This window comes from Gephyromycinifex aptenodytis (genome assembly GCF_012277275.1).
Lineage (GTDB): Bacteria > Actinomycetota > Actinomycetes > Actinomycetales > Dermatophilaceae > Gephyromycinifex > Gephyromycinifex aptenodytis.
Genome location: NZ_CP051155.1, coordinates 719032 through 742724, shown reverse-complemented (window position 1 = coordinate 742724; position 23693 = coordinate 719032). Strand labels below are relative to the sequence as shown.

Here is a 23693-nt window from a genome sequence, read left to right as displayed (position 1 = left end):
GGGAGAGCGCGCGGTGCCCACGCGCTTAGGCTGTGCTGGTGCCTGGATCCGATCTACCTGAGATGTTGCGCGCCGCTGTAGCCGCAGTGGGCGGCAGCGAACGCCCCGGCCAGGTCCAGATGGCGCTCGCGGTCCAGGACGCGGTAGCTGCCGAGGAACACCTGCTCGTGCAAGCTGGGACGGGTACCGGCAAGTCGCTGGCCTACCTCGTCCCGGCGGTCGCGCACGCCGTCGCCACCTCGAAACCGGCAGTAGTGGCCACCGCGACGTTGGCACTACAGGCCCAGATCGTCGACCGAGACATGCCGCGCCTGGCTGGCGCGCTGGCGCCACTGCTCGGCCGCCGCCCCACGTACGCCCTGGTCAAGGGGCGGCGGAACTACCTGTGCAAGCACAAACTGGACGGGGGTTTCCCCGATGATGAGGGCGCGCTGTTCGCATCCTCGGGTCTGTTCACCGTCGGCGCCGAGCCCGAGGAAGCGCCGAGCTCGGCCTTGGGTGCCGAAGTGGTGCGGCTGCGGCAGTGGGCGCAGGAGAGCGACTCCGGGGATCGCGACGAACTGGTCCCCGGTGTCACTGAACGGGCCTGGCGCCAGGTGTCGGTCTCGGCTAAGGAATGTCTCGGTTCGCGCTGCCCGATGGTCTCGGAATGTTTCGTGGAGACTTCCCGGGCTGCCGCCAAAGACGTCGACGTCGTCGTCACCAACCACAGCTTCATGGCGATCGACGCATTCGAGGGTCGATCAATGCTGCCCGAGCACGACCTGCTGGTCATCGATGAGGCCCATGAACTGGTCGACCGGGTCACCGCCACGGTCACCGACGAGTTGACTCCCGGCGCGGTGAGCGCCGCCGCACGCCGCGCGGCGCGACTGGCCGATACCGACGATCTGGGCGCGACCGCCGAGGTGCTCTCCGAAGCCCTGGCGCCGCTACCCGAAGGCCGTCTCAGCTGTCTGCCGGAGTCGCTGGCCGCAGCGCTGAGCCGGGTCCGCGAGTCGGCCCGAGGGGTGCAGAGCGGCTTGAAACCGGAGTCGGGACAGGCCAAGGCCGCTGATTCGGCCGATGGCGCCCGGGCGTTGGCCCGGGCAGCGGTGGATGAACTCGTCGATGTCGTGGACCGCTTGCTCGAAGAACGCGAGCTGGACGTGGCCTGGGTGACACAGAACCCCAACCGCGGCCCTGCGCTGCGGGTCGCCCCGATGAGTGTGGCGATGGATCTGCGCGAAAAGCTGTTCTCGGAACGCACCGTCGTGCTGACCTCGGCGACGATCGAACTGGGCGGCAGCTTCGATGCGGTGGCCGGCACGATGGGACTACGCGGAGCCGGAGCCCCGCCCTGGACCTGCCTGGATGTGGGTAGCCCCTTTGACTACCCGCGCCAGGGCATCGCCTACGTGGCCGCACACCTGCCGCCCCCGGGGCGTGAAGGACCGCACCCGGACATGCTCCAGGAGTTAGAGGACCTCATCCGCGCCGCCGGTGGGCGCACCCTGGGCCTGTTCTCCTCCATGCGCGCCGCGCAGAACGCCGCCGAGCAGATGCGGGCCCGGTTGGGCCAGGAGTTCCCGATCCTGTGCCAAGGTGAGGATCAGATCAGCACATTGGTGCGAGATTTCGCTGCCGACGCGAAAACCTGCCTGTTCGGGACCTTGACGCTGTGGCAAGGCGTGGACGTGCCAGGCCCGGCCTGCCAACTCGTCGTCATCGACCGGATCCCGTTCCCGCGACCGGATGACCCGCTCGCCTCGGCCCGCACACAGGCCATCGCCCGCCGGGGTGGCAATGGCTTCATGGCCGTCTCGGTGACGCACGCAGCGCTGCGGCTTGCCCAGGGAGCGGGGCGCCTCATTCGCCGCAGCGACGACAAAGGGGTGGTCGCCTTCTTGGACTCCCGGATGATCAGCGCCCGCTATGCCGGCTTCCTGCAGCGCTCGCTACCGCCGTTCTGGCCGACCACGAACACTCAACGGGTGCTGGAGTCGCTGCGTCGCCTGGACGCGGGCGCCGCGCCCGTGGTTCCACATCTCAAACCGGCGCCGCGCGGGGTGGGAGCAGTCCTGGAACAGGACCCGGCGAAGCTGGAGGCGGGGGAGACCGAACACCCTCCTGCGCCCAAGGTCAGTGAGGCCATCGCCACCGGTGCCCCGACCGCGCCCCGGGAACGGACCGCGGTGACCGGCGGGCACGCCTGGACCCGCGAGGAGGATGAAGAACTCAAGGACGGCATCGAACTGGGGTTGAGCCCCCAAGAGTTGTCCGAACATCTCGAGCTCGCCGTGGGGTTGGTGGAAACTCGCTTGCGTCTGCTCGGGTTGTGAGCCTGGCGCGCGGGTCGGCTGGGCGGTGAGCCGGTGGGATGGCCGAGGCTGCGGCGAGCATGCCAAGCTGGGCAGCGTGACCTCTGCCCCGCCCGCCTCAGGTGTGCCGCCGCTGGTACTCATCAGCGGCCCGGAAGCCGTCATCGCCGAACGGGCGCTGGAATCCACGCTGGACGCACTGCGCTGCACCCAGTCAGACCTGGAGGTGGTCCGCCTCTACGGCGCCGCCTACGAACCAGGCCAGGTCGGGATGCAGAGCGCGCCGTCTCTGTTCGGTGGTGCCAAGGCGCTCGTGGTCAGCGACGTCGACGAGGCGGGGGAGGACCTGCAGTCCGACCTGCTGGGCTTCCTGAAGTCCCCGGTCGAGGACGTGACCCTGGTCGCGCTGCACAAAGGTGGCAACCGCGGCAAGAAGGTGTTGGAGGCCATGAAGAAGTCGGGGGCGCGCGTCATCGAAGCCCCTGCGATCAAATCCGATAAGGACAAGACCGACTTCGCCACCCACGAGTTCCGCCGGGCCGGGCGCAAGGCCACTGCGGGTGCGGTGCGCTCCTTGATCGAGGCCGTCGGTCGGGACGTACGCGAACTGGCATCGGCCTGCAAACAACTCATCGACGACACCACCGGGGTCATCGACGAGGACACCGTGCACCGCTACCACGGGGGACGGGTCGACGCCACGGGTTTTCGGGTCGCCGACGCGGCCGTGGCGGGCAACAGCGCCGAAGCGTTGCGGCTGCTGCGCCACGCGCTGGCCTCCGGGGTCGACCCGGTGCCGATCGTTGCGGTTCTGGCCGTGCAACTGCGCCAGCTGATCAAGGTGGCCGGGGCCGGTCGTGGCCCCACCGGACAGCTGGCCAAAGGGCTGGGAATGGCGCCGTGGCAGATCGAGCGAGCTCGCCGGTCGCTGCAGGGCTGGGATGTCGAGGCTCTCGGCGCTGCCATCCAGGCGGTTGCCGCCGCCGACTTCGCCGTCAAAGGTGGCGGTCGCGATCCGGTCTATGCCGTGGAACATGCGGTGTGGACCATCTGCGAGCTACGTCGGCAGCGCTGAGCCCCGCTTCGTCCAGCGCACGTCGTGTGTCGACCTTGACCGCTCGGCTTAGCCGACTTTTTGGGACCACGCTCCCGCGCTGGTAGCGTTACCCCTTGCGTGTGCGCCCAGGTCGTGCGCTTACACGCGTCAAGCAGTCCGCTTTTGCCCGGCAACTCACCACTGCCGGATTCGAGGGCGGGCCTGTCCTCCGACAGCCGAACGACCGGAAATGAGAGTGGACCATGGCGAATATCAAGTCGCAGATCAAGCGCATCAAGACCAACGCCAAGCGCACCGAGCGCAACCGGGCGTACAAGTCTGAGCTGCGTACGTGGAACCGTAAGTTCCGCGAAGCTGCTGCTGCTGGCGACAAAGAGGCTGCCGAGGCTGCCCTGCGTCAGGCCGGCCGCCGGCTCGACAAGGCCGCTGGCAAGGGCGTTATCCACAAGAACCAGGCCGCCAACAAGAAGGCTGCCATGGCGAAGGTGTTCAACCAGCTCTGATCCGTGCCGTAGCGCACTCATCGGCGGGCCGTCCCAGTTCCAAGGGGCGGCCCGCCGTGCTGTTCCCCGCATTCATATCTGCGCGCCCGAACCGGGCCTGCCACCGGATGAGCGGTGAGGCAGCGTACGTTGATCCCATGGCTGGCTCGAGGCAAGTTTTGGCAAGCGGGGAACAGTGGAGCATCTCCTGCGGGGATCTCTCGGCAGTGGTGGTGCAGGTCGGTGGCGGTGTGCGCGCGCTCACCCGCGCCGGGGTGCCCCTGCTGTACGGCTACGGCGAACACGACATGTGTGACAGCGGCCGCGGGCAGATTCTCGTTCCGTGGCCGAACCGCATCGCAGATGGCAGCTACCGCTTCGGCGGGGTCGAACGGCAGCTGAGCCTCACCGAGCCGGAGCGGCATAACGCGTCCCACGGCCTGGTCTCCTGGGCGCGCTGGGATCTTCGTGAACGTTGCGCGGATCGTCTCGTGGTCGGCATGGTGCTGGCGCCGCAGCCGGGTTGGGACTGGATCCTGGATGTGTCCACCGAGTACGCCCTGACTCGGGACGGTCTGAGCATCACCCCGAAGGTGACGAACCTGGGCTCGCAACCGGCACCTTTCGGTTACGGGGCCCACCCTTATCTGACGGCTGGCGAAGCACGCGTCGATGACGCCTCCCTGCACGTCCCGGCCCGCTCGCGGTTGCTCGTGGACCCCGAACGGCTCTTGCCGAGCCTGGACGCCGAGCCCGTGCCGGTGGATGGGGCCCTCGATTTGCGCGAGCCGCGCCCCCTGGGGCAGACCGCGCTCGACCTGGCCTACACCGACTTCGAGGCTGACCCGGATGGGTGTTGGCGGGTCCGGCTGAGTCACGCGGACCGCTCAACGGTGCTCTGGGCGCAGGCGGACGCCTTCCCGTGGGCTCAGGTCTTCACCGGTGACCCGCTGCCGGGCAAACTCTCCCGCGCCTCCGGGGTGGCGGTCGAACCGATGACCTGCCCCCCGCGCGCTTTTGAAAGTGGGCGCGACCTGATCACTCTGCAGCCGGGTGGTACCTGGACGGCCCGGTGGGGAATTCAGGGTTGAGTACGGCGCTCGGGCATCTGGTCCCGAGCCCCGGGGGCAAAACGATAGGGCCCTGATCGGCGTTTGCATCCGGGGTGTACCGTCGGTGCCACCGCCGCCCAGGTCCCCTCTGTCACCTGGTGCGTCACCCAAGTCAAAGGAGAACCGGGGTGCAGTCTTTGCCCGCCTTGGCCGCTGTTCCAGCGGCAGATACGTTAATCGAGGCCACCGCGCTCGATTACTCGCTTATCGCGCTCTACTTCGTTTTTGTCATCGGCATCGGGTTCATGGCCAGGCGCCAGGTCTCGGATTCCATCGACTTCTTCCTCTCCGGGCGGTCGCTGCCGGCCTGGGTCACCGGATTGGCGTTCATCTCCGCCAACCTCGGCGCGGTAGAAATCATGGGTATGAGTGCCACCGGCGCCCAGTTCGGTATGCCGACCGTGCACTACTTCTGGGTCGGGGCCATTCCGGCGATGCTGTTCCTCGGCGTCGTGATGATGCCGTTCTATTACGGATCTAAGGTCCGGTCGGTACCGGAGTTCATGCTGCGCCGGTTCGGTCCCGGTGCGCACCTGGTGAACTCCGTTTCGTTCGCCCTGGCTCAGCTGCTCATCGCCGGTGTGAACCTCTACCTGCTCGCCACGATCGTCAACGCGCTGCTCGGTTGGCCGCAATGGGTTTCTCTCATCGTGGCCGCTGCCATCGTGCTGTCTTACATCACCCTTGGCGGTCTGTCGGCGGCGATCTACAACGAGGTCCTGCAGTTCTTCGTCATCGTTGCGGCGTTGCTGCCGCTGACCCTGATCGGTCTACACCGAGTGGGCGGCTGGAGCGGGCTCACCGACAAGATCACCCAGGCCGCTGCCGCTCACCCGGACACGGTCACGCCAGCCGCGCAGCAGCTCGAGTCCTGGCCCGGCCAGGCTCTTTCCGGCTTCGATAACCCCGTGATGTCGGCGGTGGGCATCGTGTTCGGTCTCGGTTTCGTGCTCTCCTTCGGGTACTGGACCACGAACTTCGTTGAGGTCCAGCGGGCGATGGCCAGCAACTCCATCTCGGCCGCGCGCAAGACGCCGATCATCGGCGCCTTCCCCAAGATGTTCGTTCCGTTCATCGTCATCGTCCCGGGCATGATCGCCGCGGTCACCGTTCAGGAGATCAGCGATCTCAAGGCGGCCGGCGGTGGCAATGTCAACGGGGTCACCTACAACGACTCGCTGTTGCTGCTCATGCGCGAAGTACTGCCCAACGGTCTGCTCGGTCTGGCCATCGCAGGCCTGCTCGCTGCCTTCATGGCAGGTATGGCCGCCAACATCTCGGCCTTCAACACCGTTTTCAGCTACGACCTTTGGCAGACCTATGTCGTCAAGGACCGTGAAGACAGCTACTACCTGCGTACCGGTCGGCTGGCGACGCTGGCCGCCACCATCATCGCGATCTTCACCGCGCTGATCGCAGGCCAGTTCGGCAACGTCATGGAGTATCTGCAGACGCTGTTCGGCTTCTTCAACGCTCCGCTGTTCGCCACGTTCATCCTCGGTATGTTCTGGAAGCGAATGACCTCCACTGCTGGATGGGCGGGTTTGGTCGCCGGAACGGTTTCCGCCATCACCCTGTGGTACGGGTCCAAGTTCCTGGGCTGGTTCGAACTCCCCGGCCAGGGTCTGGCCTTCGCTGCTGCGACCACTGCTTTCGTTGTGGATATCGTCGTCAGCGTTGTCGTGTCGTTGATGACCGAGCCCAAGCCGGAAGGTTCGCTGAAGGGTCTGGTGTATTCCGAGACCCCCAAGGAAGACCTCGTCGACATCGAAGAGGCGAAGCTGCCCTTCTACCAGCGCACGGTGCCTCTGGCCTGCATTGCGCTTGCCATGGTCCTTGTGCTCAACGTGATGTTCTAAGGGGAATCTCATGTCACATGCTGTGAACGAAAAACCCGTTCGTCATACTGCAGGCGCCTTCGACATTCGCAACTTCATCGGGCTGCTGTTGTCTCTCTACGGCGTTCTGCTGACCGGAGCCGGTCTGTTCGGGGACCCCGAACTGGCCAAGACCGGCGGCGTGAATGCCAACCTGTGGACCGGTCTGGCCTTGCTGGTGGCCGGAGTGACCTTCATGCTCTGGGCGAAGTTCCGTCCTATCGTGGTTCCTGCCCACATTGAGACCGCGGACGCTCCACCGGTTCACTGAGATCGACCAAGCCCCAAGCCGGCCGGTCCAGGCCGGCCGGAACAACGGAGGAATTGATCGTGAGCACCGATGATCTGACTAGCCTGCGTCGTCGCTTCCGCGAGGCGTACGGTTGCGAACCTGCCGGGGTATGGGCCGCTCCCGGCCGGGTCAACCTCATCGGTGAGCACACGGATTACAACGACGGTTTCGTCCTCCCGCTCGCACTGACCCGCCGGTGCCGCATAGCTGCGGCACCGGCGGCAGGCCGGAGCAGCCGCGTCTTGTCCTTACAGCAGGAAGGCATCGTCGAGTTCGATGCAGCGAGCGTGACCCCCGAGGACGTGCGCGGGTGGGCCGCCTACGTCGCGGGTATGTTCTGGGCGCTGGGTCAGCGCGGTCTTGAAGTGCCCGAGCTCGACATGGTGCTCGATTCGGATGTTCCGGTCGGCGCCGGGCTGTCCAGCTCGGCTGCCATCGAATGCGCCACGGGCGCCGCAGCGACGGATCTGGGGTCGCTGGAACTAAGCCCGACCGAGCTGGCACTGACCGGTCAGCGGTGTGAGAACGACTTCGTCGGTGCCGCGACCGGCAACATGGACCAGCTTGCCTCGATGCACGGCAAATCCGGCCACCTCGTCTTCATCGACACCCGAAGCCTGGCAGTAGAGAATGTGCCCTTCGACCTGCCCGCTGCCGGGCTGGCACTGCTCGTCATCGACACCTGCGCCCCGCACGCCCTCGTCGACGGTCAGTACGCCGCTCGACGCTCGGCCTGTGAACAAGCCGCGCAGACGCTGGGCGTACAGGCGCTGCGAGATGTCGCCCCGGAACGCCTGGATGACGCGCTAGCGCGAATCACGGACCCCACTGTGCAACGGCGGGTACGACACGTGGTGACCGAGGATGCTCGAGTGCTGCAGGTCGTGCAGCACCTACGCGCCGGGGGTGACCCGCGCGACATCGGCCCGGCGCTGACGCAATCCCACGCCTCGCTGCGTGATGACTTCGAAGTGACCGTGCCCCACCTTGACGTCGCCGTCGAGGCAGCTCTGCAGGCGGGGGCCTACGGTGCGCGGATGACCGGCGGGGGCTTCGGCGGATCGGCGATCGCCCTCGTCGAGGCCGACGCCGTGGATCAAGTCAGTCAAGGAGTGCGGCAGGCCTACGCCGAGCACGGCTTCGCGGCCCCCCAGATCTTCCCGGTGGTTCCCGCCGACGGCGCAAAACGCCTGGATTGAACCGAGCGCCGCTGCGATAGCCTGGCCGAGTGCCCCACGCGCCTGGCGCGGGGGCACGTGCGTGCAGTGAGCGCCGTCGACAACGGCCACCGGTGTACGAACCGCCGCCCACTTTGGATGAGGACGAAACCATGAACGACACGCCCTTCCGGTACGACGCCGCACTGGCGCAGGAGATCGAAACCTCCTGGCAGGACCGGTGGGAGAACGCAGGCACCTTCCGCGCGCCCAACCCGGCCGGACCGTGGGCACAGCCGGACGAAGTCGCCGGTCGCGAGAAGCTGCTCGTGCTCGACATGTTTCCCTACCCCTCCGGTGCCGGGCTGCACGTCGGTCACCCGCTGGGGTACATCGCCACCGACGTGTTCGCCCGCTACCACCGGATGACCGGCAAAAACGTCCTGCACTGCCTGGGATACGACGCCTTCGGTCTGCCCGCTGAGCAGTACGCCGTCCAGACCGGACAGCACCCCCGGCTGACGACCGAGGCCAACATCGTCACCATGCGGCGCCAACTGCGTCGCCTGGGGCTGGGCCACGATGACCGGCGCGCAATCGAGACCATCGATCCCGAGTACTACCGCTGGACCCAATGGATCTTCCTGCAGATCTACAACTCCTGGTATGACCCGCAGGCACAGCGCCCGGACGGGGGAGTGGGCCGTGCCCGTCCGATCAGCGAACTCGAGGATGAGCTGGCCGCCGGGCGGATCACGCCGAGCGGGCAGTTCGCCGGTCGCAGCTGGCAGTCCCTGGACACCGGGGAGCGCCGCGACTTGCTGGACTCCTACCGGCTGGCCTACACCAGCAAAGCCCCCGTCAACTGGTGTCCCGGCCTGGGGACGGTGCTGTCCAACGAAGAGGTCACCAACGACGGCCGCTCCGAACGCGGCAACTACCCGGTGTTCCGGGCCGACCTGCGGCAGTGGAAGATGCGGATCACCGCCTACGCAGACCGGCTGGCTGACGACTTGGACCGGGTCGACTGGCCCGAGAAGGTCAAGCTCATGCAGCGCAACTGGATCGGGCGAAGCCACGGCGCCCGCGTCGAGTTCCCGCTGGAGAACGACCCCGACACCACGATCTCGGTCTTCACGACCCGCCCCGACACTCTCTTCGGCGCCACCTTCATGGTGTTGGCCCCCGAACACCCGTTGGTCGAGCGGCTGGTGAGCGACGCCTGGCCGGAGGAGACCAAACCGGAGTGGATGGGGGTCGACGACGGCTTCGGTGAGACGCCGGCCCAGGCCGTGGCCGCCTACCGGCTCGCCGCCTCCCGCAAATCGGATGTCGAACGGCAACTCGAGGACAAGACGAAGACCGGTGTGTTCACCGGCGGTTACGCCATCAACCCCGTCGACGGACGCAAGGTGCCCGTCTTCATCGCCGACTACGTCCTGATGGGTTACGGGACGGGCGCGATCATGGCGGTGCCGGCGCACGACACCCGCGACTACGAGTTCGCGCGCCAGTTCCGCCTGCCCATCATCGATGTCGTAGCGCCCGCCGGGCAGCCCGCCGCGCCGGACACTTCGTTGCGCGCCGGCCAGGCCTTCGTCGGGGACGGGGTCGCAGTCAACTCCGCGAACGACGAGGTCAGCCTGGACGGACTGGCGGTGGCTGAGGCCAAGACCGCGATCACGTCCTGGCTGGAAGCCAAGGGCCTGGGGCAGAGCACGGTGAACTACCGGCTGCGGGACTGGCTGTTCAGCCGCCAACGTTACTGGGGCGAGCCCTTCCCGGTGGTCTTCGACGAGGACGGTCGGGCGCACGGGCTGCCGGATTCGGCGCTGCCGGTGGAGTTGCCGGATGTACCTGACTACAGCCCGAAGACCTTCGACCCCGATGACGCCGATACTGCCCCCGAGCCGCCGCTGTCGCGGGTCCCGGAATGGGTGGAGGTCACGATGGACCTCGGCGAGGGCGAGAAGACCTACCACCGGGAAACGAACACGATGCCCAACTGGGCCGGTTCGTGCTGGTACTTCCTGCGCTACCTCGACCCGGGCAACACTCAGGCCCTGGTCGACCCCGAGGTCGAGCGGTACTGGATGGGCCCCCGGGACCAGCCCGTAGCCGGCGCTCCGGAGGGCACCCGGGATCCGGGCGGTGTCGACCTGTACGTCGGCGGTGTCGAGCACGCCGTGCTGCACCTGTTGTACGCCCGGTTCTGGCAGAAGGTCCTGTACGACCTCGGCCACGTCAGCGCGCAGGAGCCGTTCCGCACCTACTTCAGCCAGGGCTACATCCAGGCCTACGCCTACCGGGACGACCGCGGGCAACCGGTTCCTGCGGCGGAGGTCGTCGAGGGCCCGCCGGAGGCAACCGGGGAGCCTACGTTCACCTGGAACGGTGCCCGGGTCCAGCGCGAGTACGGCAAGATCGGCAAATCGCTGAAGAACGCAGTCAGCCCCGATGAGATGTACGAGCAGTACGGTGCTGACACCTTCCGGGTGTACGAGATGAGCATGGGCCCGTTGGAGCTCAGCAAGCCGTGGGAGACCCGCGCGGTCGTCGGCGCGCAACGCTTCTTGCAGCGGTTGTGGCGCAACGTGATCGACGAGCAGGACGGCAGCTTGAGTGTGCAGGACGTGCCTGCCTCTGAGGAGCTGCGCCGCTTGTTGCACCGCACCATCGACGGGGTCCGGACCGACTACGCGGGCCTGCGCTTCAACACCGCCATCGCCAAGCTGATCGAGCTCAACAACGCACTGACCAAGCTGGAGGTCGCCCCGCGCGAGATCGTCGAGCCGTTGATTCTCATGGTGGCACCGGTCGCGCCGCACATCGCCGAGGAGTTGTGGAACCGGCTCGGGCATCAGTCTTCGTTGGCCTTCACGGACTTTCCGCAGGCTGACCCCGCGCTGCTGATGGACGACAGCGTCACCTGTGTGGTGCAGATTCAGGGCAAGGTGCGCCACCGCATGGAGGTTCCCGCTGACATCGCGGCCCAGGACCTGGAGCAACTGGCGCTGGGGCAGGAGCGGGTCGCCGAGCTGTTGGCAGGTAAAACCATCCGCAAGGTGATCGTGCGGGCGCCGTCGCTGGTCAACATCGTCGCCGGCTGAGGCCCAGTGTCGCTCGCCCTTGTCACGGACTCCACCGCCTACTTGCCCGCGGAGCTCCTGCAGCAGTATCGGGTGGCTGTCGTTCCGCTCAGGGTGGCCTGCGAGGAGCGGGAGTATCGCGAAGGCATCGACCTCGGCCGTGAGGAGTTGGTGTCGATCCTGCGCAAAGGGCGCCGGTTGACGACCTCACGCCCTTCGCCGGTGGTGCTCTATGAGGCCTATGAGCGGCTCGCCGCGCAGGGTGCCACTCACATCGTCTCGGCGCATCTGTCCGGGGAGTTGTCCGGGACCTGCGACGCTGCCGAGTTGGCGGCGCGTTCCTCCAGCGTGCCGGTCACTGTGGTGGATTCGCGCAGCATGGGGATGGGACTGGGCTTCGCTGTGCTTGCGGGGGCGCGTGCTATCGAGGCCGGCGGGGATGCGCAACAGGTGGCTCAGGTGGTCGGTGATCAGGCTCGGCGGGCTCGGCTGTTGTTCTACGTCAACACCTTGGAGTACCTGCGTCTGGGAGGGCGGATCGGCGCCGCTTCGGCGCTGTTGGGTTCGGCGTTGGCGGTCAAGCCGCTGTTGTGTCTGCAGAGTGGGCGGATCGAACCGGTTGAGAAGCTGCGCACTGCCGGTCGGGCGGTGGCGCGGTTGACGGACTTGGCGGTCCAGATGGTCGAGTCTGACGGGCACGACGGGCCGGTCGAGGTTGCCGTGCACCACATCGATGCCCCGGAACGCGCCGAACGGCTGGCCGGGACCTTGCGCGAACGGGTCGGCGGCTGTCTGGGGCAGGGGGCTGTTCCCGTGATCGAGATCGGGGCGGTGGCTGCGGCTCATCTGGGCCCGGGGGCGTTGGCCGTTGTTGTCAGCCCGCATCACGAGTAGGGGTTCACGTTGTCGGGGGCGCCACTGCGTCCGTGACTGTGAGGGCGATTGCGTGTCCGGGACCGAACGTTCACCGTCGAGTCATCCTCAGGGCGCCTTTTGCGGTCGTTCGTCGTCCACAGGAGGTGGCAGGCGGCGCCCGCGCCCGCTATGTGCGCTTTAGCGTTCCCCGCATGCCCCGCTCCTCGCACGCCCTGCCGCATGATCGGGCTACTGCACTCCTCACAGCCGCCAGCCCGCCACCCCGGGTAGCCCAGCCGCCCCAGCCGTCAGCGGCAACCGCCGCGACCCCGTCCGTAGATGCACCCGAGTCGCTCCGGGCGTCGCTGGCGGTGGCTGGGTCGCCGCCCTGCCAGTCGGCCGCGCTGCCGCGCACGCGTCGGGCGGTTGCGGCAATCGATCCCTCCAAGGGGGATGTGCAGCTTCCGGGCGCGTTGCGTTCGGCCAGGGTGAGCCCACCGTGGCGGGCCGTTATCGGGGCAGCCGTAGTGGTGGTGCTGGCCATCAGCGTGATGACCTGGCGAATCCTGTCGGCGTCGGCATTGTCTGAGCCGGTCGCCACCGGCTATACCCCCACGCCGGGGCGAACGCCCGCCGCGGGTGCCTCCCAGGAACCGGCGGCGATCGTGTCCAGCCCCGCGGCGGCCCCGGGTGAGGCGAGCGCAGTATCCACGCCACTTACCGCTCAGGCGCGGCCGCACCTGGTGATCCATGTGATCGGCAAGGTGGCTCGCCCCGGCGTGGTCAATGTCCCGGACGGTTCCCGGGTCCAGGATGTGGTGACGGCCGCGGGCGGGCCCGTCAAAGGCGCGGATCTGACGGCGGTCAACCTGGCCCGGCGCGCCATCGACGGCGAACAGTTGGTGATCCCGCAGGTGGGCGAGGTGCCACCGCCCGCGCCGCCCGGAGCCCCAGGCGTACCAGCCTCGGGTGCAGCGCCAGCCGGATCGGGTGGGGCGCCGGCCGGGACGGGCGGGGCGACCCCGGGGGCGGTGATCGACCTCAACACGGCCGATCAGGCGACCCTGGAGACGTTGCCGGGGGTCGGCCCGGTGCTGGCCGCGCGCATCCTGCAGTGGCGGGCCGAGCACGGACGGTTCTCCTCGGTGGAGGAACTCGCCGAGGTCAGCGGGGTGGGGGAGAAACGCTACGCCGAACTTGCGCCCCGGGTTCGGGTGTGAACCAGGCTGATGCCCGTCTGCTGCTGCCGGCGTTGCTGGGCTGGGCGGTTCTGGCCGTGGTTCTGCACCTACCCGTCCCGGTCGTGGCCGCAGCCGCGGCCGGTTGCCTGGTGGTGGCGCTCGTCGCGGCCCACCCCCGCCTCCGTAACCCGGTCACCGCGATGTGCGCCCTCATCTGCTGCCTGCTGCTGTGCTGTCTGTGCGCAGCGGAAACCGTGCGTTCGCTGGGTCCGATCGAGGAGTTGGCCCAGGTGCGGGCCTCGGTGATGATCCAAGGCCGGGTCACCGGTGAGCCTGTCCGGTTGCAGGAACGCGAAGTCGGCCCGGAGCAGGTCGCCGTCCGCGTCCTGGTGCTCGGGGTGCAAGCGCGCGGGCAACAGCATCGGGTGCGCAGCCCCGTGCTTATCATCACCACCGCCGCCGATGGCTGGCGCTGGCGTTCGCAGGTTGCCCTGCGCGGACGTCTGTCGCCCGCCGAACCGGGACAGGACGTGGTCGCGGTGCTGCGGGTAGGCGCCGGCCCCCGCGTCCTGGCTGGTCCTGGTCCGGTGTTGCAGGCAGCAGAGGTGGTGCGCGCGGGCCTGCGTGGTGCCGTACATGATCTTCCCGAGGATGCCCGTGGGTTGCTCCCGGGACTCGTCATCGGCGATCGCAGCCAAACTCCACCCGATCTGGCCGATGCGATGAAGCAGACAGGTATGTCCCACCTGACTGCCGTCTCGGGCACCAATGTGGCGTTGGTCGGGGGCGCAGCGCTGCTGCTTGCTCGGGGCGTCGGCGCCCCACGTCGGTTGCGGCCCCTGTCGGCGCTCCTGGTCATCGCCGGGTTCGTCGTTGTGGCCCGGCCTGATCCCAGCGTCATCCGCGCCGCCGTGATGGGCACGATCGGACTGATCGCCGTGGCTCGGTCACGCCCCCAATCCGGGCTTCCGGCCCTGGCCGGGGCCGTGATCGTGTTGTTGGCGCTCGACCCGTGGCTGGCGCGTTCTTACGGATTCGCGCTCTCGGTGCTGGCCACCTTGGGACTGCTCATCCTGGCCAGGCCGTGGGCGCAGCGTTGGCGTGCCTTCCTGCCCTCGCGGTTGGCTTGGTTCGCGGACGCGCTGGCCGTGCCGGTCGCAGCCCAGGTGGCTTGCGCCCCGGTGATCGTCACCCTGCAAGGCGAGATCACGCTGGTCGGGGTGGTCGCTAACCTGTTGGCCGCGCCGCTGGTGGCGCCAACCACTATCGGTGGGGTGTGCCTGGCCATGCTTGCAGTACCCGCTCCTGGCCTGGCGGCTGTACTGGCCTGGCTGCCCGGTCTGCCGGCGCTGGGCATCGCCCGCATCGCCCGGATGAGCTCGGCCGTTCCGCACGGGGCCGTGCCGTGGCCCACGAGTCTGGCGGCAGCTCTGGGCTTGGCGGTGATCATCGTGGCTCTGTTGAGCGCGCACCGGGTACTGCTCCGGTGGGCACGGCGCAGGCCGCTGCTCTGGCTCGCCGTCCTGGCCGCTTCGGTCGTCCTGTTGTGGCCGGTCAAGCCACGCGATTGGCCTGGGCCCCACCCTGCTCTGGTGGCCTGCGATGTGGGGCAGGGGGATGCCCTGGTGCTGCCGACCTCGCCCGGGCATGCGGTGCTCGTCGATGCCGGTCCCGATGCCCAAACCGTTGATGATTGTCTGCGGGACTTGCGGATCGGCGTCCTGGACGCAGTCGTGCTGACCCATTTCGACCTCGATCACGTCGGTGGCCTGGACGGGGTGAGCCGGGGGCGCTCGATCGGCGAAGTCGTCATCTCCACCCAGCCCGGGCGGCCGCTGGCGGCTGCCCGGGTGCAGCGATGGTGGCGGGCGCAACAGCGCGAACCGCTGCAGGTCGCCGACGGGGACATCCTGACCTGGCCCGGAGTGCGCGCCACCGTTCGGAACCCACCCGCTCACCCGGTACCCGGGATGAGCCCCAACCGTGGCTCCATCGTCCTGGACGTGACGTCCACCAGCCAAGGCGGCACAGTTCGCTCGCTGCTCTTGGCTGATGCTGACGCCGTTGCGGGGGCCGCGGTCCTCAGATCGGTGCGGCCGAGCTTGTCGAGCGGCTTCGACGTGGTCAAAGTGGCCCACCACGGGTCGGCCGATCACGACCCGCAGCTCCTGGCCGAGGCACGAGCGCCGGTGGCGTTCATCAGCGTCGGGGCGGACAACGACTACGGGCACCCCGCGCCCACCCTGCTACGAAGCCTGGCCCGCACCGGGGCTGCGGTGTACCGGACTGACCAGCAGGGGCATCTGGCACTTGGTCGTCGCAACGGAGCGCTGTATGTGGCCATCTCGCAACCAGGTTGAGCCGGGCGGGGGCGCTCCCAGCCCGCGCGGACGGCCTCAGTGCGCCTCGAGCGTGCTCGATCAGCCGGCCTTGGGGGTCAGCGGCCGGGAGTTCTCACAGAGCGCATCGATGGTCGCGGCCACCGCGGGTACACGAGCCAGGTCGGGGGTAGTGACGATGTAGACGGCACGGTGCGAGGCAGGGTCGATGGGGATGACCCGCACATCAGGGTGGGTGATGCTGCGCAGGATCAGATCGGGGATCAACGCCACCCCGAGCCCGGCAGCGACGAACCCCTGCACGGCCACGTAGTCCTCGGTCTCGAAGTCGACCTCTGGCCGGAACCCCGCCGCATCGCACAGCGTGAGGAGGTGACCACGACAGCGCGGGCAGCCGGCGATCCAACGGTCATTGGCCAGATCGGCCAGATCCATCACCGCAGCATCCGCCAGCGGGTGATCAGCTGGCACTGCGCAGCGCACCGGGTCATCAAGCAAGTGATGAATGACGAACGCATCGAGGTCGGTTTCCCCTCGAACAAGGTCGGAACCTTCGTAGGAGAAGGCCACTGCCAAGTCGCATTCGCCGTTGCGCAGCGCTAACAGAGACTCGCTCGGCTCGGCTTCGGTGAAGTGCACCGACACGTCTGGGAAGCGCTGCTGGACCAGCGCCAGGGCGCCAGGTACCAGCGTCGAGCAGGAGGAGGGGAAAGCCATCAACCGCACCCGTCCCGCACGCAGGCCTGCGATAGCCGCAACTTCCTCCTCGGCGGCGTCCAGAGCGCTCAGCACCGGGACCGCGTGCCGGGCCAGGACGGCGCCCGCTTCGGTCAAGCGGATGGTTCGACCCACCCGTTCCACCAAGACGGTGCCCAACCGCTGCTCCAGCCGACGCACCATCTGAGAGATCGCGGGCTGAGAGTAGCCCAGGGAGATGGCTGCACCCGTGAAACTGCCCTCTTGGGCGATGGCGCGCATGACGCGCAGGCCTGCAGCATCGATCATGAGGTCAGGGTAGCCCCGTATATCCATAAGAGCGGGTTATCTCGAGGCCGAGTGTGCACACCAGGCAGGATCGTCTGGACGAGCTCAAACCTTTCGCAGCACGGTCACAACGCGTCCGAGGATGGTGGCTTCATCACCCTCGATGGGGTCGAAAGCTGGGTTGTGCGGCAGTAACCAGACGTGGCCGTCGCGCCGCTTGAAGGTCTTTACCGTCGCCTCGCCGTCGATGAGGGCGGCGACGATGTCGCCGTTCTCGGCTGTGGGCTGCTGACGGATGACCACCCAGTCGCCATCGCAGATTGCGGCCTCGATCATGGATTGACCTTGCACCCGTAGCAGGAAGTGCTGCCCGTCTCCGACGAGTTGCGACGGCAACGCGAAGACGTCTTCAACGACCTCTTCTGCCGTGATCGGCACGCCAGCGGCGATATGGCCTAGGACGGGCACGTAGGTGGGTGTGGGGTGCTCATCCAGTAAGCCCGTTTCGTCGTGGCCCGAGACGATGGCCGCGGCGATGGCGGCGGCGTCCCCATCCGGTGGGGGAGAGACGACCTCGATGGCCCGCGGGCGGTTGGGGTCCTTGCGCAGATAACCCTTGCGCTCCAGAGCCGAAAGCTGGTGGGCCACGCTGCTGGGGCTGGTGAGCCCGACCGCGTTGCCGATCTCGCGCAGGCTCGGCGGATAGCCCCGAGCAGCCACCGTGCCGCGAATGTACTCCAAGACCTTGCGTTGTCTCGGGGTCAGCCCCGCAGACCCACGTCGCGTGGGGAGGTTACGGACGGTGCTCACTGGTGGTCCTCTCTGCCGGGCGCCCTGACCAGGGCGAACGTAACGACGACGCTTCGGCGACGAAGGGTTGTCAGTGCTGGGTGATCGAATTGCACCTGAACGGCATCCTACGCCGATTCGCACAGGCGTTTCAAACATCTGTACGAGCGAGTGTGGACAGGCGGGTAGTTAGGATGCCAGAATCGTACGTAAGTTCGATAGAACACTTGCCCGAACGGGCTGGCCGAAGGGAATCGATCATGAGCGCACTGGCGTGGAGCCCGGCTGTCGAGCGGGTCGCACCTCAGGTGCCGCAACGGGCGAGGCTCACGGTGCTGCCTCCGGTGGAAGAGGCGCCGCTGCCAAGCTTGCGCATCACCCGCCGTGGCCGTCTGGCGATGACGCTGCTTGCGTTCGGGGCGATCAGCCTGCTCGCCCTGGTCCTGGCAGCCCGGATGGCGGCTCCGGCGCCCACGGTTGAGCATGTGGCGGTCATCCAGGCGGGTCAGACGTTGTCTGATGTGGCCCGAGAAGAGCTGCCGCACCTGCCAATCGGTGTTGCCGTGACGCGCATCCAGGTGGCGAACGCAATGAACAGCTCCAGCGTGGTTCAGGGGCAGTCGCTGCTCATTCCGGCCTCCTGAGCTGCTGGCCGGGTGCGGCGCAAACCCTGACCTGGGCAGCAAAGGAACTCGTTCGGCACGGGAGCGGTCGAAGGTAGCGCTCGGGTCGGTCCTTCTGGCGCGTGAGGGCTATCCCTTGACCGTTCTTTGACCCGGTGTCACGGGCGTGCCGCGGGGCGCGTGGGTGGTTGCCGGGTACAGTCGCTGCGGCTGCCACCCGCGTGAAGTCTTCCGCATCAGAGGTGGCCTGGGGGCGACACGCCGCAGGTTGTTTCCACACCCGCCAAGGCCTAACATCCTAGATGTTGTGGCAAGTGCCAACCGGATCACCTACATGTTGGGGTCCCTGGGTTGGCGACAGTTCTCGTCTCCGACGACGACCGGCCTGGTGAAGAAGGGAGACGCAGGTGCACTGTCCTTTCTGTCGTGCCACCGATACTCGCGTCGTAGACAGCCGGCTCGCCGAAGAAGGCGCGACTATCCGGCGTCGCCGCTGTTGCTCGGACTGCGGTCGCCGCTTCACCACTATCGAATCAGCGGGACTGCAGGTCATCAAGCGATCCGGGGTGACCGAGCCGTTCAGTAGAACCAAGGTCCTGGTCGGTGTGCGTAAGGCCTGCCAAGGGCGTCCGGTCCATGAAGATGACCTGGCATTGCTGGCTCAGCAGGTCGAGGAGACGCTTCGCGCTTCCGGGCAGGCCGAGATCGACTCCCACGAGGTGGGGCTGGCGGTCTTGGAACCGTTGCGCCTGCTGGACGAGGTCGCCTACCTGCGCTTCGCCTCCGTCTACCGCAACTTCGAGACTCTCGACGACTTCTGCGCCGCAATCGAACTACTTCGAGCCGAGCCAGACGTGAGCCCACCGTCGCCGGTGAGCCCGGACTCGGACCTGCCTTCGCGGCAGTCCTGAAGTCCACTTTCAGCACTTTTGTACGACCGCACCACCCCACCGCCTGTGCCGCACTGTCGGCCCGGCATCACCCCGCAGACAGATCGACACCACGGTCAGGGAGGCAGCAACACATGACGGAGACCACAGGCTCGAGGACGTCCCGCAAGCGTGGCTCGTCGGGCATTCGCGTGCAGCGCATCTACACCACCCCCGGCGTGCACCCCTACGACGAGGTCACCTGGGAACAGCGCGATGTCGTGCAGCAGAACTGGAAGACGGGGGAGACCATCTTCGAACAGCGCGGCGTGGAGTTCCCAGACTTCTGGTCAGTCAACGCCTCGACGATCGTCACCACCAAGTACTTCCGCGGGGCGCTGGGCACCGAGCGGCGAGAGCGCTCCCTCAAAGCACTCATCGACCGCGTCGTGCTCACCTACACCGCTGCCGGTAAGCGGCACGGGTACTTCGCGACCGAAGAAGATGCGACGATCTTCGAGCAGGAGCTGACCTACGCGCTGCTGCACCAGGTCTTCAGCTTCAACTCACCGGTGTGGTTCAACGTCGGTACCTCCAGCCCGCAGCAGGTCAGCGCCTGCTTCATCCTTTCAGTCGAAGACTCGATGGACTCGATCCTCAACTGGTACAAGGAAGAAGGGTTCATCTTCAAGGGCGGTTCCGGCGCCGGGCTCAACCTGTCTCGGATCCGCTCCAGCAAGGAACTGTTGTCCTCGGGGGGGACCGCCTCGGGGCCGGTGAGCTTCATGCGCGGCGCCGACGCCTCTGCAGGGACGATCAAGTCCGGTGGCGCGACGCGACGGGCCGCCAAGATGGTCGTGCTGGATGTCGATCACCCCGACATCGAGGAGTTCGTAGAGACCAAAGCCCGCGAAGAGGTGAAGATCCGGGCCCTTCGCGACGCTGGCTTCGACATGGACTTGGGCGGTAAGGACATCGTCTCGGTCCAGTACCAGAACGCGAACAACTCCGTCCGGGTCTCGGATGAGTTCATGGCGGCGGTGGAAGAGGGCGGCGAATTCGGTCTACGAGCCCGAATGACGGGCGACGTCATCGACACCGTGGACGCGCGGACGCTGTTCAACAAGATCGCGCAAGCTGCCTGGGCGTGCGCTGATCCCGGCTTGCAGTACGACGACACCATCAACGACTGGCACACCAACCCCGAGACCGGCCGGATCACCGCGTCCAACCCCTGCTCGGAGTACATGTCGCTGGACAACTCCTCGTGCAACCTGGCCTCGCTGAACCTGTTGAAGTTCCTCAAGGACGACGGCTCCTTCGATGAGGTGACCTTCCAGAAGGTGACCGAGCTGGTCATCACGGCGATGGACATCTCGATCTGCTTCGCAGACTTCCCCACCGAGGCGATCGGCAACACCACCCGCGAGTACCGCCAGCTCGGCATCGGCTACGCCAACCTCGGTGCGCTGCTGATGGCGACGGGGCACGGCTACGACTCCGACGGCGGCCGGGCACTGGCTGCCTCGATCACCTCGCTACTGACGGGTGCGGCGTACAAACGTTCCGCTGAGTTGGCGGCCATCGTCGGCCCCTATGAGGGGTATGCCCGCAATACCGAGGCCCACCTGCGGGTGATGCGCAAGCACCAGGCCGCCAACGACGAGGTGCGCCCGCTGGACGACATGGGCGGGTCTATCCACCGCGCCGCGGTCAAAGCCTGGGACGAAGTGGTGACGCTCGGCGCTAAGAACGGTTTCCGCAACGCTCAGGCATCGGTGCTGGCGCCCACCGGCACCATCGGCTTCATGATGGACTGCGACACCACCGGTATCGAACCGGACTTCTCCTTGGTGAAGTTCAAGAAGCTCGTCGGTGGCGGCTCTATGCAGATCGTCAACCTGACGATCCCCCGTGCGCTGCGCAAGCTGGGTTACCAGGATGAGCAGGTCGAGGCGATTGTGGAGTACATCGCCGAGAACGGGCATGTCGTCGACGCTCCAGGACTCAAGCCGGAGCACTACGAGGTGTTCGACTGCGCCATGGGTACTCGTGCGATCTCCCCGCTGGGCCACGTGCGGATGATGGCCGCCTGCCAGCCGTTCCTGTCTGGCGCGATCAGCAAGACGGTGAACCTGCCGGAGTCGGCGACCGTGGAAGACATCGCGGACGTCTACTTGCAGGGTTGGAAGATGGGCTTGAAGGCGTTGGCCGTCTACCGCGACAACTGCAAGGTCGGCCAGCCGCTGTCCTCGGAGGCTTCGCACAAGGCGAGCACGACGCCCAAGGTTGAGAAGGTCGTCGAGTACCGCCCGGTGCGCAAGCGTTTGCCCAAGCGTCGCAACTCGGTCACGACGTCCTTCACGGTAGGCGGTGCGGAGGGTTACCTCACCGCGAGCTCCTACCCCGACGACGGTCTGGGGGAGATCTTCCTCAAGTTCGGCAAGCAGGGCTCCACCCTTGCCGGCCTGATGGACGCCTTCTCGTTGGCTGTCTCGGTGGCGTTGCAGTACGGCGTGCCGCTGGAGACCTACGTCGACAAGTTCACCAACCTGCGCTTCGAGCCTGCCGGTTTGACCGACGACCCCGATGTGCGGATGGCCCAGTCGATCATGGACTACGTCTTCCGTCGCCTGGCGCTGGACTACCTCGATTTCGAGACCCGTTCCTTCATGGGGATCCACAGTGCCGATGAGCGGGCCCGCCAGTTGGAGACCGGTTCCTACGCGCCGGCCACCGACGAGGGCAGCGACGACGCCTACGAGGAGGAGTTGGAGAACTACTCCCAGACGGCGGCACCGAAGAACTCACGCCCCACCGCCGTGGAACAGGCCCGACGAATGGATGTGACCTCCGGTGCCGGTGTCGCGGCTGCCCGGGAGGCCGGGCCTGCCGTGCACTCCTCGGCGGAGCTGATCGAGAAGTTTCAAGGCAAGGCCGCAGACGCGCCGATGTGTATGACCTGCGGCACCAAGATGCGTCCGGCAGGCAGTTGCTATGTCTGCGAAGGCTGCGGCAGCACCTCTGGGTGCAGTTGAGAAGCTGCATGCGATGCTCACCGGCCGCTGAGGCTGCTGGCTGAGCGGTAGGCGAAGCGGCTGGGGCGATCCACGGATCACCCCAGCCGCTTGGCTGGATGTAGGCCCCGCTCCTTTTCGACTTCGACCAACAGTTGATTTCGACCAGCCGGTTGATCGCGCGATCACCTCGTGGGTCTCGCCTCTGTGGGGGGCGGCCCCCGTCCTCGGTGAGGTCACCGGTGGTGTCGATGAGGTCAGGGCGTGGGGGAGTAGCGGGCTGGCAAACCCGGGCACTGTGGGCACCAATGGTGCAGATTGCTCACTCCACCGCTGCGGGAGTTCGTCGGCTGCGCACATTGTGTGGTCACGCAAGTCAGGGTTGAGGCCATGCTGAGACCTAGGACACACTCGCGCCATGTCTGAAACGACGACCGACCCCGCCATGAGCGGACTGACCGACAGCGAACGCAAGGCTGACCTCGACGCACACCAGCTCAAGCAGCTGGTCGGCCTGGTGGATTACGACTCCGAGAAGGACCCGTTCCCGGTCACCGGCTGGGACGCCATCGTCTTCGTCGTGGGCAACGCCACCCAGGCGGCGCACTACTACATGTCCGCCTGGGGAATGGAACTCGAGGCGTACTCGGGCCCGGAGAACGGCAACCGCGACCACAAGGCGTTCGTGCTGCGCTCGGGCTCCATCCGCTTCGTGCTCAAAGGTGGGGTCAACCCGGACAGCCCCTTGCTGGATCACCAGCGGCGCCACGGTGACGGCGTGGTGGACATCTCCTTGGAGGTGCCGGACGTCGATAAGTGCATCGCTCAGGCTCACGCAGCCGGGGCCACAGTCATCGAAGAACCGCATGATGTCAGCGATGAGCACGGCACGGTCCGCCTGGCCTCCATCGCCACCTACGGCGAGACCCGCCACACCCTGGTTGACCGCTCCCGCTATAGCGGCCCCTACCTGCCGGGCTACGTTGCGCGCACCTCCTCCTACGTCAAACGCGACGGCGCCCCCAAGCGTCTCTTCCAGGCGCTGGACCACATCGTCGGCAACGTCGAGATGGGCAAGATGGATGAGTGGGTGGCCTTTTACAACCGGGTCATGGGCTTCGTCAACATGGCCGAGTTCATCGGGGACGACATCGCCACCGACTACTCGGCGCTGATGAGCAAAGTGGTCGCCAACGGCAACCACCGCGTGAAGTTCCCACTCAACGAGCCGGCCGAGGGTAAGAAGAAGTCGCAGATCGATGAGTACCTCGACTTCTATCGCGGCCCCGGCGCCCAGCACCTGGCCCTGGCCACGAACGACATCCTGCGCACTGTGGACGAGCTACGAGCCGAGGGCGTGGAGTTCCTGGCCACCCCCGACTCCTACTACGAGGATCCCGAGCTGCGTAAGCGCATCGGTGAGGTGCGGGTGTCCATCGAGGAGTTGAAGAAGCGCGGCATCCTGGTCGACCGCGATGAAGACGGGTACCTGCTGCAGATCTTCACCCGCCCGTTGGGTGACCGCCCCACGGTCTTTTTCGAACTCATCGAACGCCACGGTTCGCTCGGTTTCGGCAAGGGCAACTTCAAGGCGCTGTTCGTAGCGTTGGAGCGCGAGCAGGACCTTCGCGGCAACCTCTGATCCAATCGCTGAATGTGGGCCCCCACGC

The 23693-nt window shown here is 66.9% G+C and carries 17 protein-coding genes; 15 read left to right on the top strand and 2 right to left on the bottom strand.

Annotated elements, in window-relative coordinates; all coding sequences use genetic code 11:
* Nucleotides 1–62 precede the first annotated feature (62 nt).
* The 11 genes from G9V96_RS03135 to G9V96_RS03085 all read left to right on the top strand — a co-directional run bounded on the left by G9V96_RS03135 (nucleotide 63) and on the right by G9V96_RS03085 (nucleotide 15762).
* Nucleotides 63–2321: an ATP-dependent DNA helicase gene (locus tag G9V96_RS03135; RefSeq protein WP_226913621.1), complete on the top strand. Its 2259-nt coding sequence runs from the start codon at nucleotides 63–65 to the stop codon at nucleotides 2319–2321.
* A 76-nt stretch (nucleotides 2322–2397) separates the two neighbouring features.
* The gene (gene holA, locus G9V96_RS03130; RefSeq protein ID WP_168581734.1) at nucleotides 2398–3375 is read left to right on the top strand and encodes a DNA polymerase III subunit delta; all 978 of its coding nucleotides are present in this window, start codon (nucleotides 2398–2400) and stop codon (nucleotides 3373–3375) included.
* A gap of 224 nt (nucleotides 3376–3599) precedes the next feature.
* On the top strand, nucleotides 3600–3860 hold the full coding sequence (gene rpsT, locus G9V96_RS03125; protein WP_168581733.1) for a 30S ribosomal protein S20: 261 nt from the start codon (nucleotides 3600–3602) through the stop codon (nucleotides 3858–3860).
* 137 nt (nucleotides 3861–3997) lie between these two features.
* Nucleotides 3998–4930 carry an aldose 1-epimerase family protein gene (locus G9V96_RS03120; protein WP_168581732.1) on the top strand — a complete coding sequence of 311 codons (933 nt, stop codon included), beginning with the start codon at nucleotides 3998–4000 and terminating at the stop codon, nucleotides 4928–4930.
* Nucleotides 4931–5088: 158 nt separating this feature from the next.
* Nucleotides 5089–6810 (top strand): sodium:solute symporter family protein, encoded by a 1722-nt coding sequence (locus G9V96_RS03115; protein WP_226913619.1) that lies wholly within the window; start codon nucleotides 5089–5091, stop codon nucleotides 6808–6810.
* 10 nt (nucleotides 6811–6820) lie between these two features.
* The gene (locus G9V96_RS03110) at nucleotides 6821–7099 is read left to right on the top strand and encodes a hypothetical protein (protein ID WP_168581731.1); all 279 of its coding nucleotides are present in this window, start codon (nucleotides 6821–6823) and stop codon (nucleotides 7097–7099) included.
* 59 nt (nucleotides 7100–7158) lie between these two features.
* Nucleotides 7159–8319, top strand: a complete 1161-nt coding sequence (galK, locus tag G9V96_RS03105) for a galactokinase (RefSeq protein ID WP_319643824.1) — start codon at nucleotides 7159–7161, stop codon at nucleotides 8317–8319.
* A 131-nt stretch (nucleotides 8320–8450) separates the two neighbouring features.
* Nucleotides 8451–11387, top strand: a complete 2937-nt coding sequence (gene leuS, locus G9V96_RS03100; RefSeq protein WP_168581730.1) for a leucine--tRNA ligase — start codon at nucleotides 8451–8453, stop codon at nucleotides 11385–11387.
* Between the two features lie 6 nt (nucleotides 11388–11393).
* Entirely contained in the window at nucleotides 11394–12260 is an 867-nt protein-coding gene (locus G9V96_RS03095; RefSeq protein WP_168581729.1) for a DegV family protein, read from the top strand.
* A 173-nt stretch (nucleotides 12261–12433) separates the two neighbouring features.
* A complete protein-coding gene (locus tag G9V96_RS03090) occupies nucleotides 12434–13441 on the top strand; it encodes a helix-hairpin-helix domain-containing protein (RefSeq protein ID WP_226913420.1) in 1008 nt (335 codons plus the stop codon).
* Nucleotides 13438–15762 (top strand): ComEC/Rec2 family competence protein, encoded by a 2325-nt coding sequence (locus tag G9V96_RS03085; RefSeq protein WP_168581728.1) that lies wholly within the window; start codon nucleotides 13438–13440, stop codon nucleotides 15760–15762. The genes G9V96_RS03090 and G9V96_RS03085 overlap by 4 nt, the downstream gene beginning before the upstream one ends.
* Before the next feature lie 60 nt (nucleotides 15763–15822).
* On the opposite strand, the gene G9V96_RS03080 is transcribed toward G9V96_RS03085, so the two are convergent.
* Entirely contained in the window at nucleotides 15823–16746 is a 924-nt protein-coding gene (locus G9V96_RS03080; RefSeq protein WP_168581727.1) for a LysR family transcriptional regulator, read from the bottom strand.
* Between the two features lie 84 nt (nucleotides 16747–16830).
* Nucleotides 16831–17535, bottom strand: coding sequence for a transcriptional repressor LexA (gene lexA / locus G9V96_RS03075; RefSeq protein ID WP_226913418.1), 705 nt, complete (start codon nucleotides 17533–17535; stop codon nucleotides 16831–16833).
* Nucleotides 17536–17774: 239 nt separating this feature from the next.
* Here lexA and G9V96_RS03070 point away from each other — a divergent pair, with 239 nt between their 5' ends.
* The 4 genes from G9V96_RS03070 to hppD all read left to right on the top strand — a co-directional run bounded on the left by G9V96_RS03070 (nucleotide 17775) and on the right by hppD (nucleotide 23665).
* Nucleotides 17775–18158: a LysM peptidoglycan-binding domain-containing protein gene (locus G9V96_RS03070; protein WP_168581725.1), complete on the top strand. Its 384-nt coding sequence runs from the start codon at nucleotides 17775–17777 to the stop codon at nucleotides 18156–18158.
* 386 nt (nucleotides 18159–18544) lie between these two features.
* On the top strand, nucleotides 18545–19048 hold the full coding sequence (gene nrdR / locus G9V96_RS03065) for a transcriptional regulator NrdR (protein WP_168581724.1): 504 nt from the start codon (nucleotides 18545–18547) through the stop codon (nucleotides 19046–19048).
* Between the two features lie 113 nt (nucleotides 19049–19161).
* Nucleotides 19162–22044 carry a vitamin B12-dependent ribonucleotide reductase gene (locus G9V96_RS03060; protein ID WP_168581723.1) on the top strand — a complete coding sequence of 961 codons (2883 nt, stop codon included), beginning with the start codon at nucleotides 19162–19164 and terminating at the stop codon, nucleotides 22042–22044.
* A gap of 397 nt (nucleotides 22045–22441) precedes the next feature.
* On the top strand, nucleotides 22442–23665 hold the full coding sequence (hppD, locus tag G9V96_RS03055; protein ID WP_210424448.1) for a 4-hydroxyphenylpyruvate dioxygenase: 1224 nt from the start codon (nucleotides 22442–22444) through the stop codon (nucleotides 23663–23665).
* Nucleotides 23666–23693 lie beyond the last annotated feature (28 nt).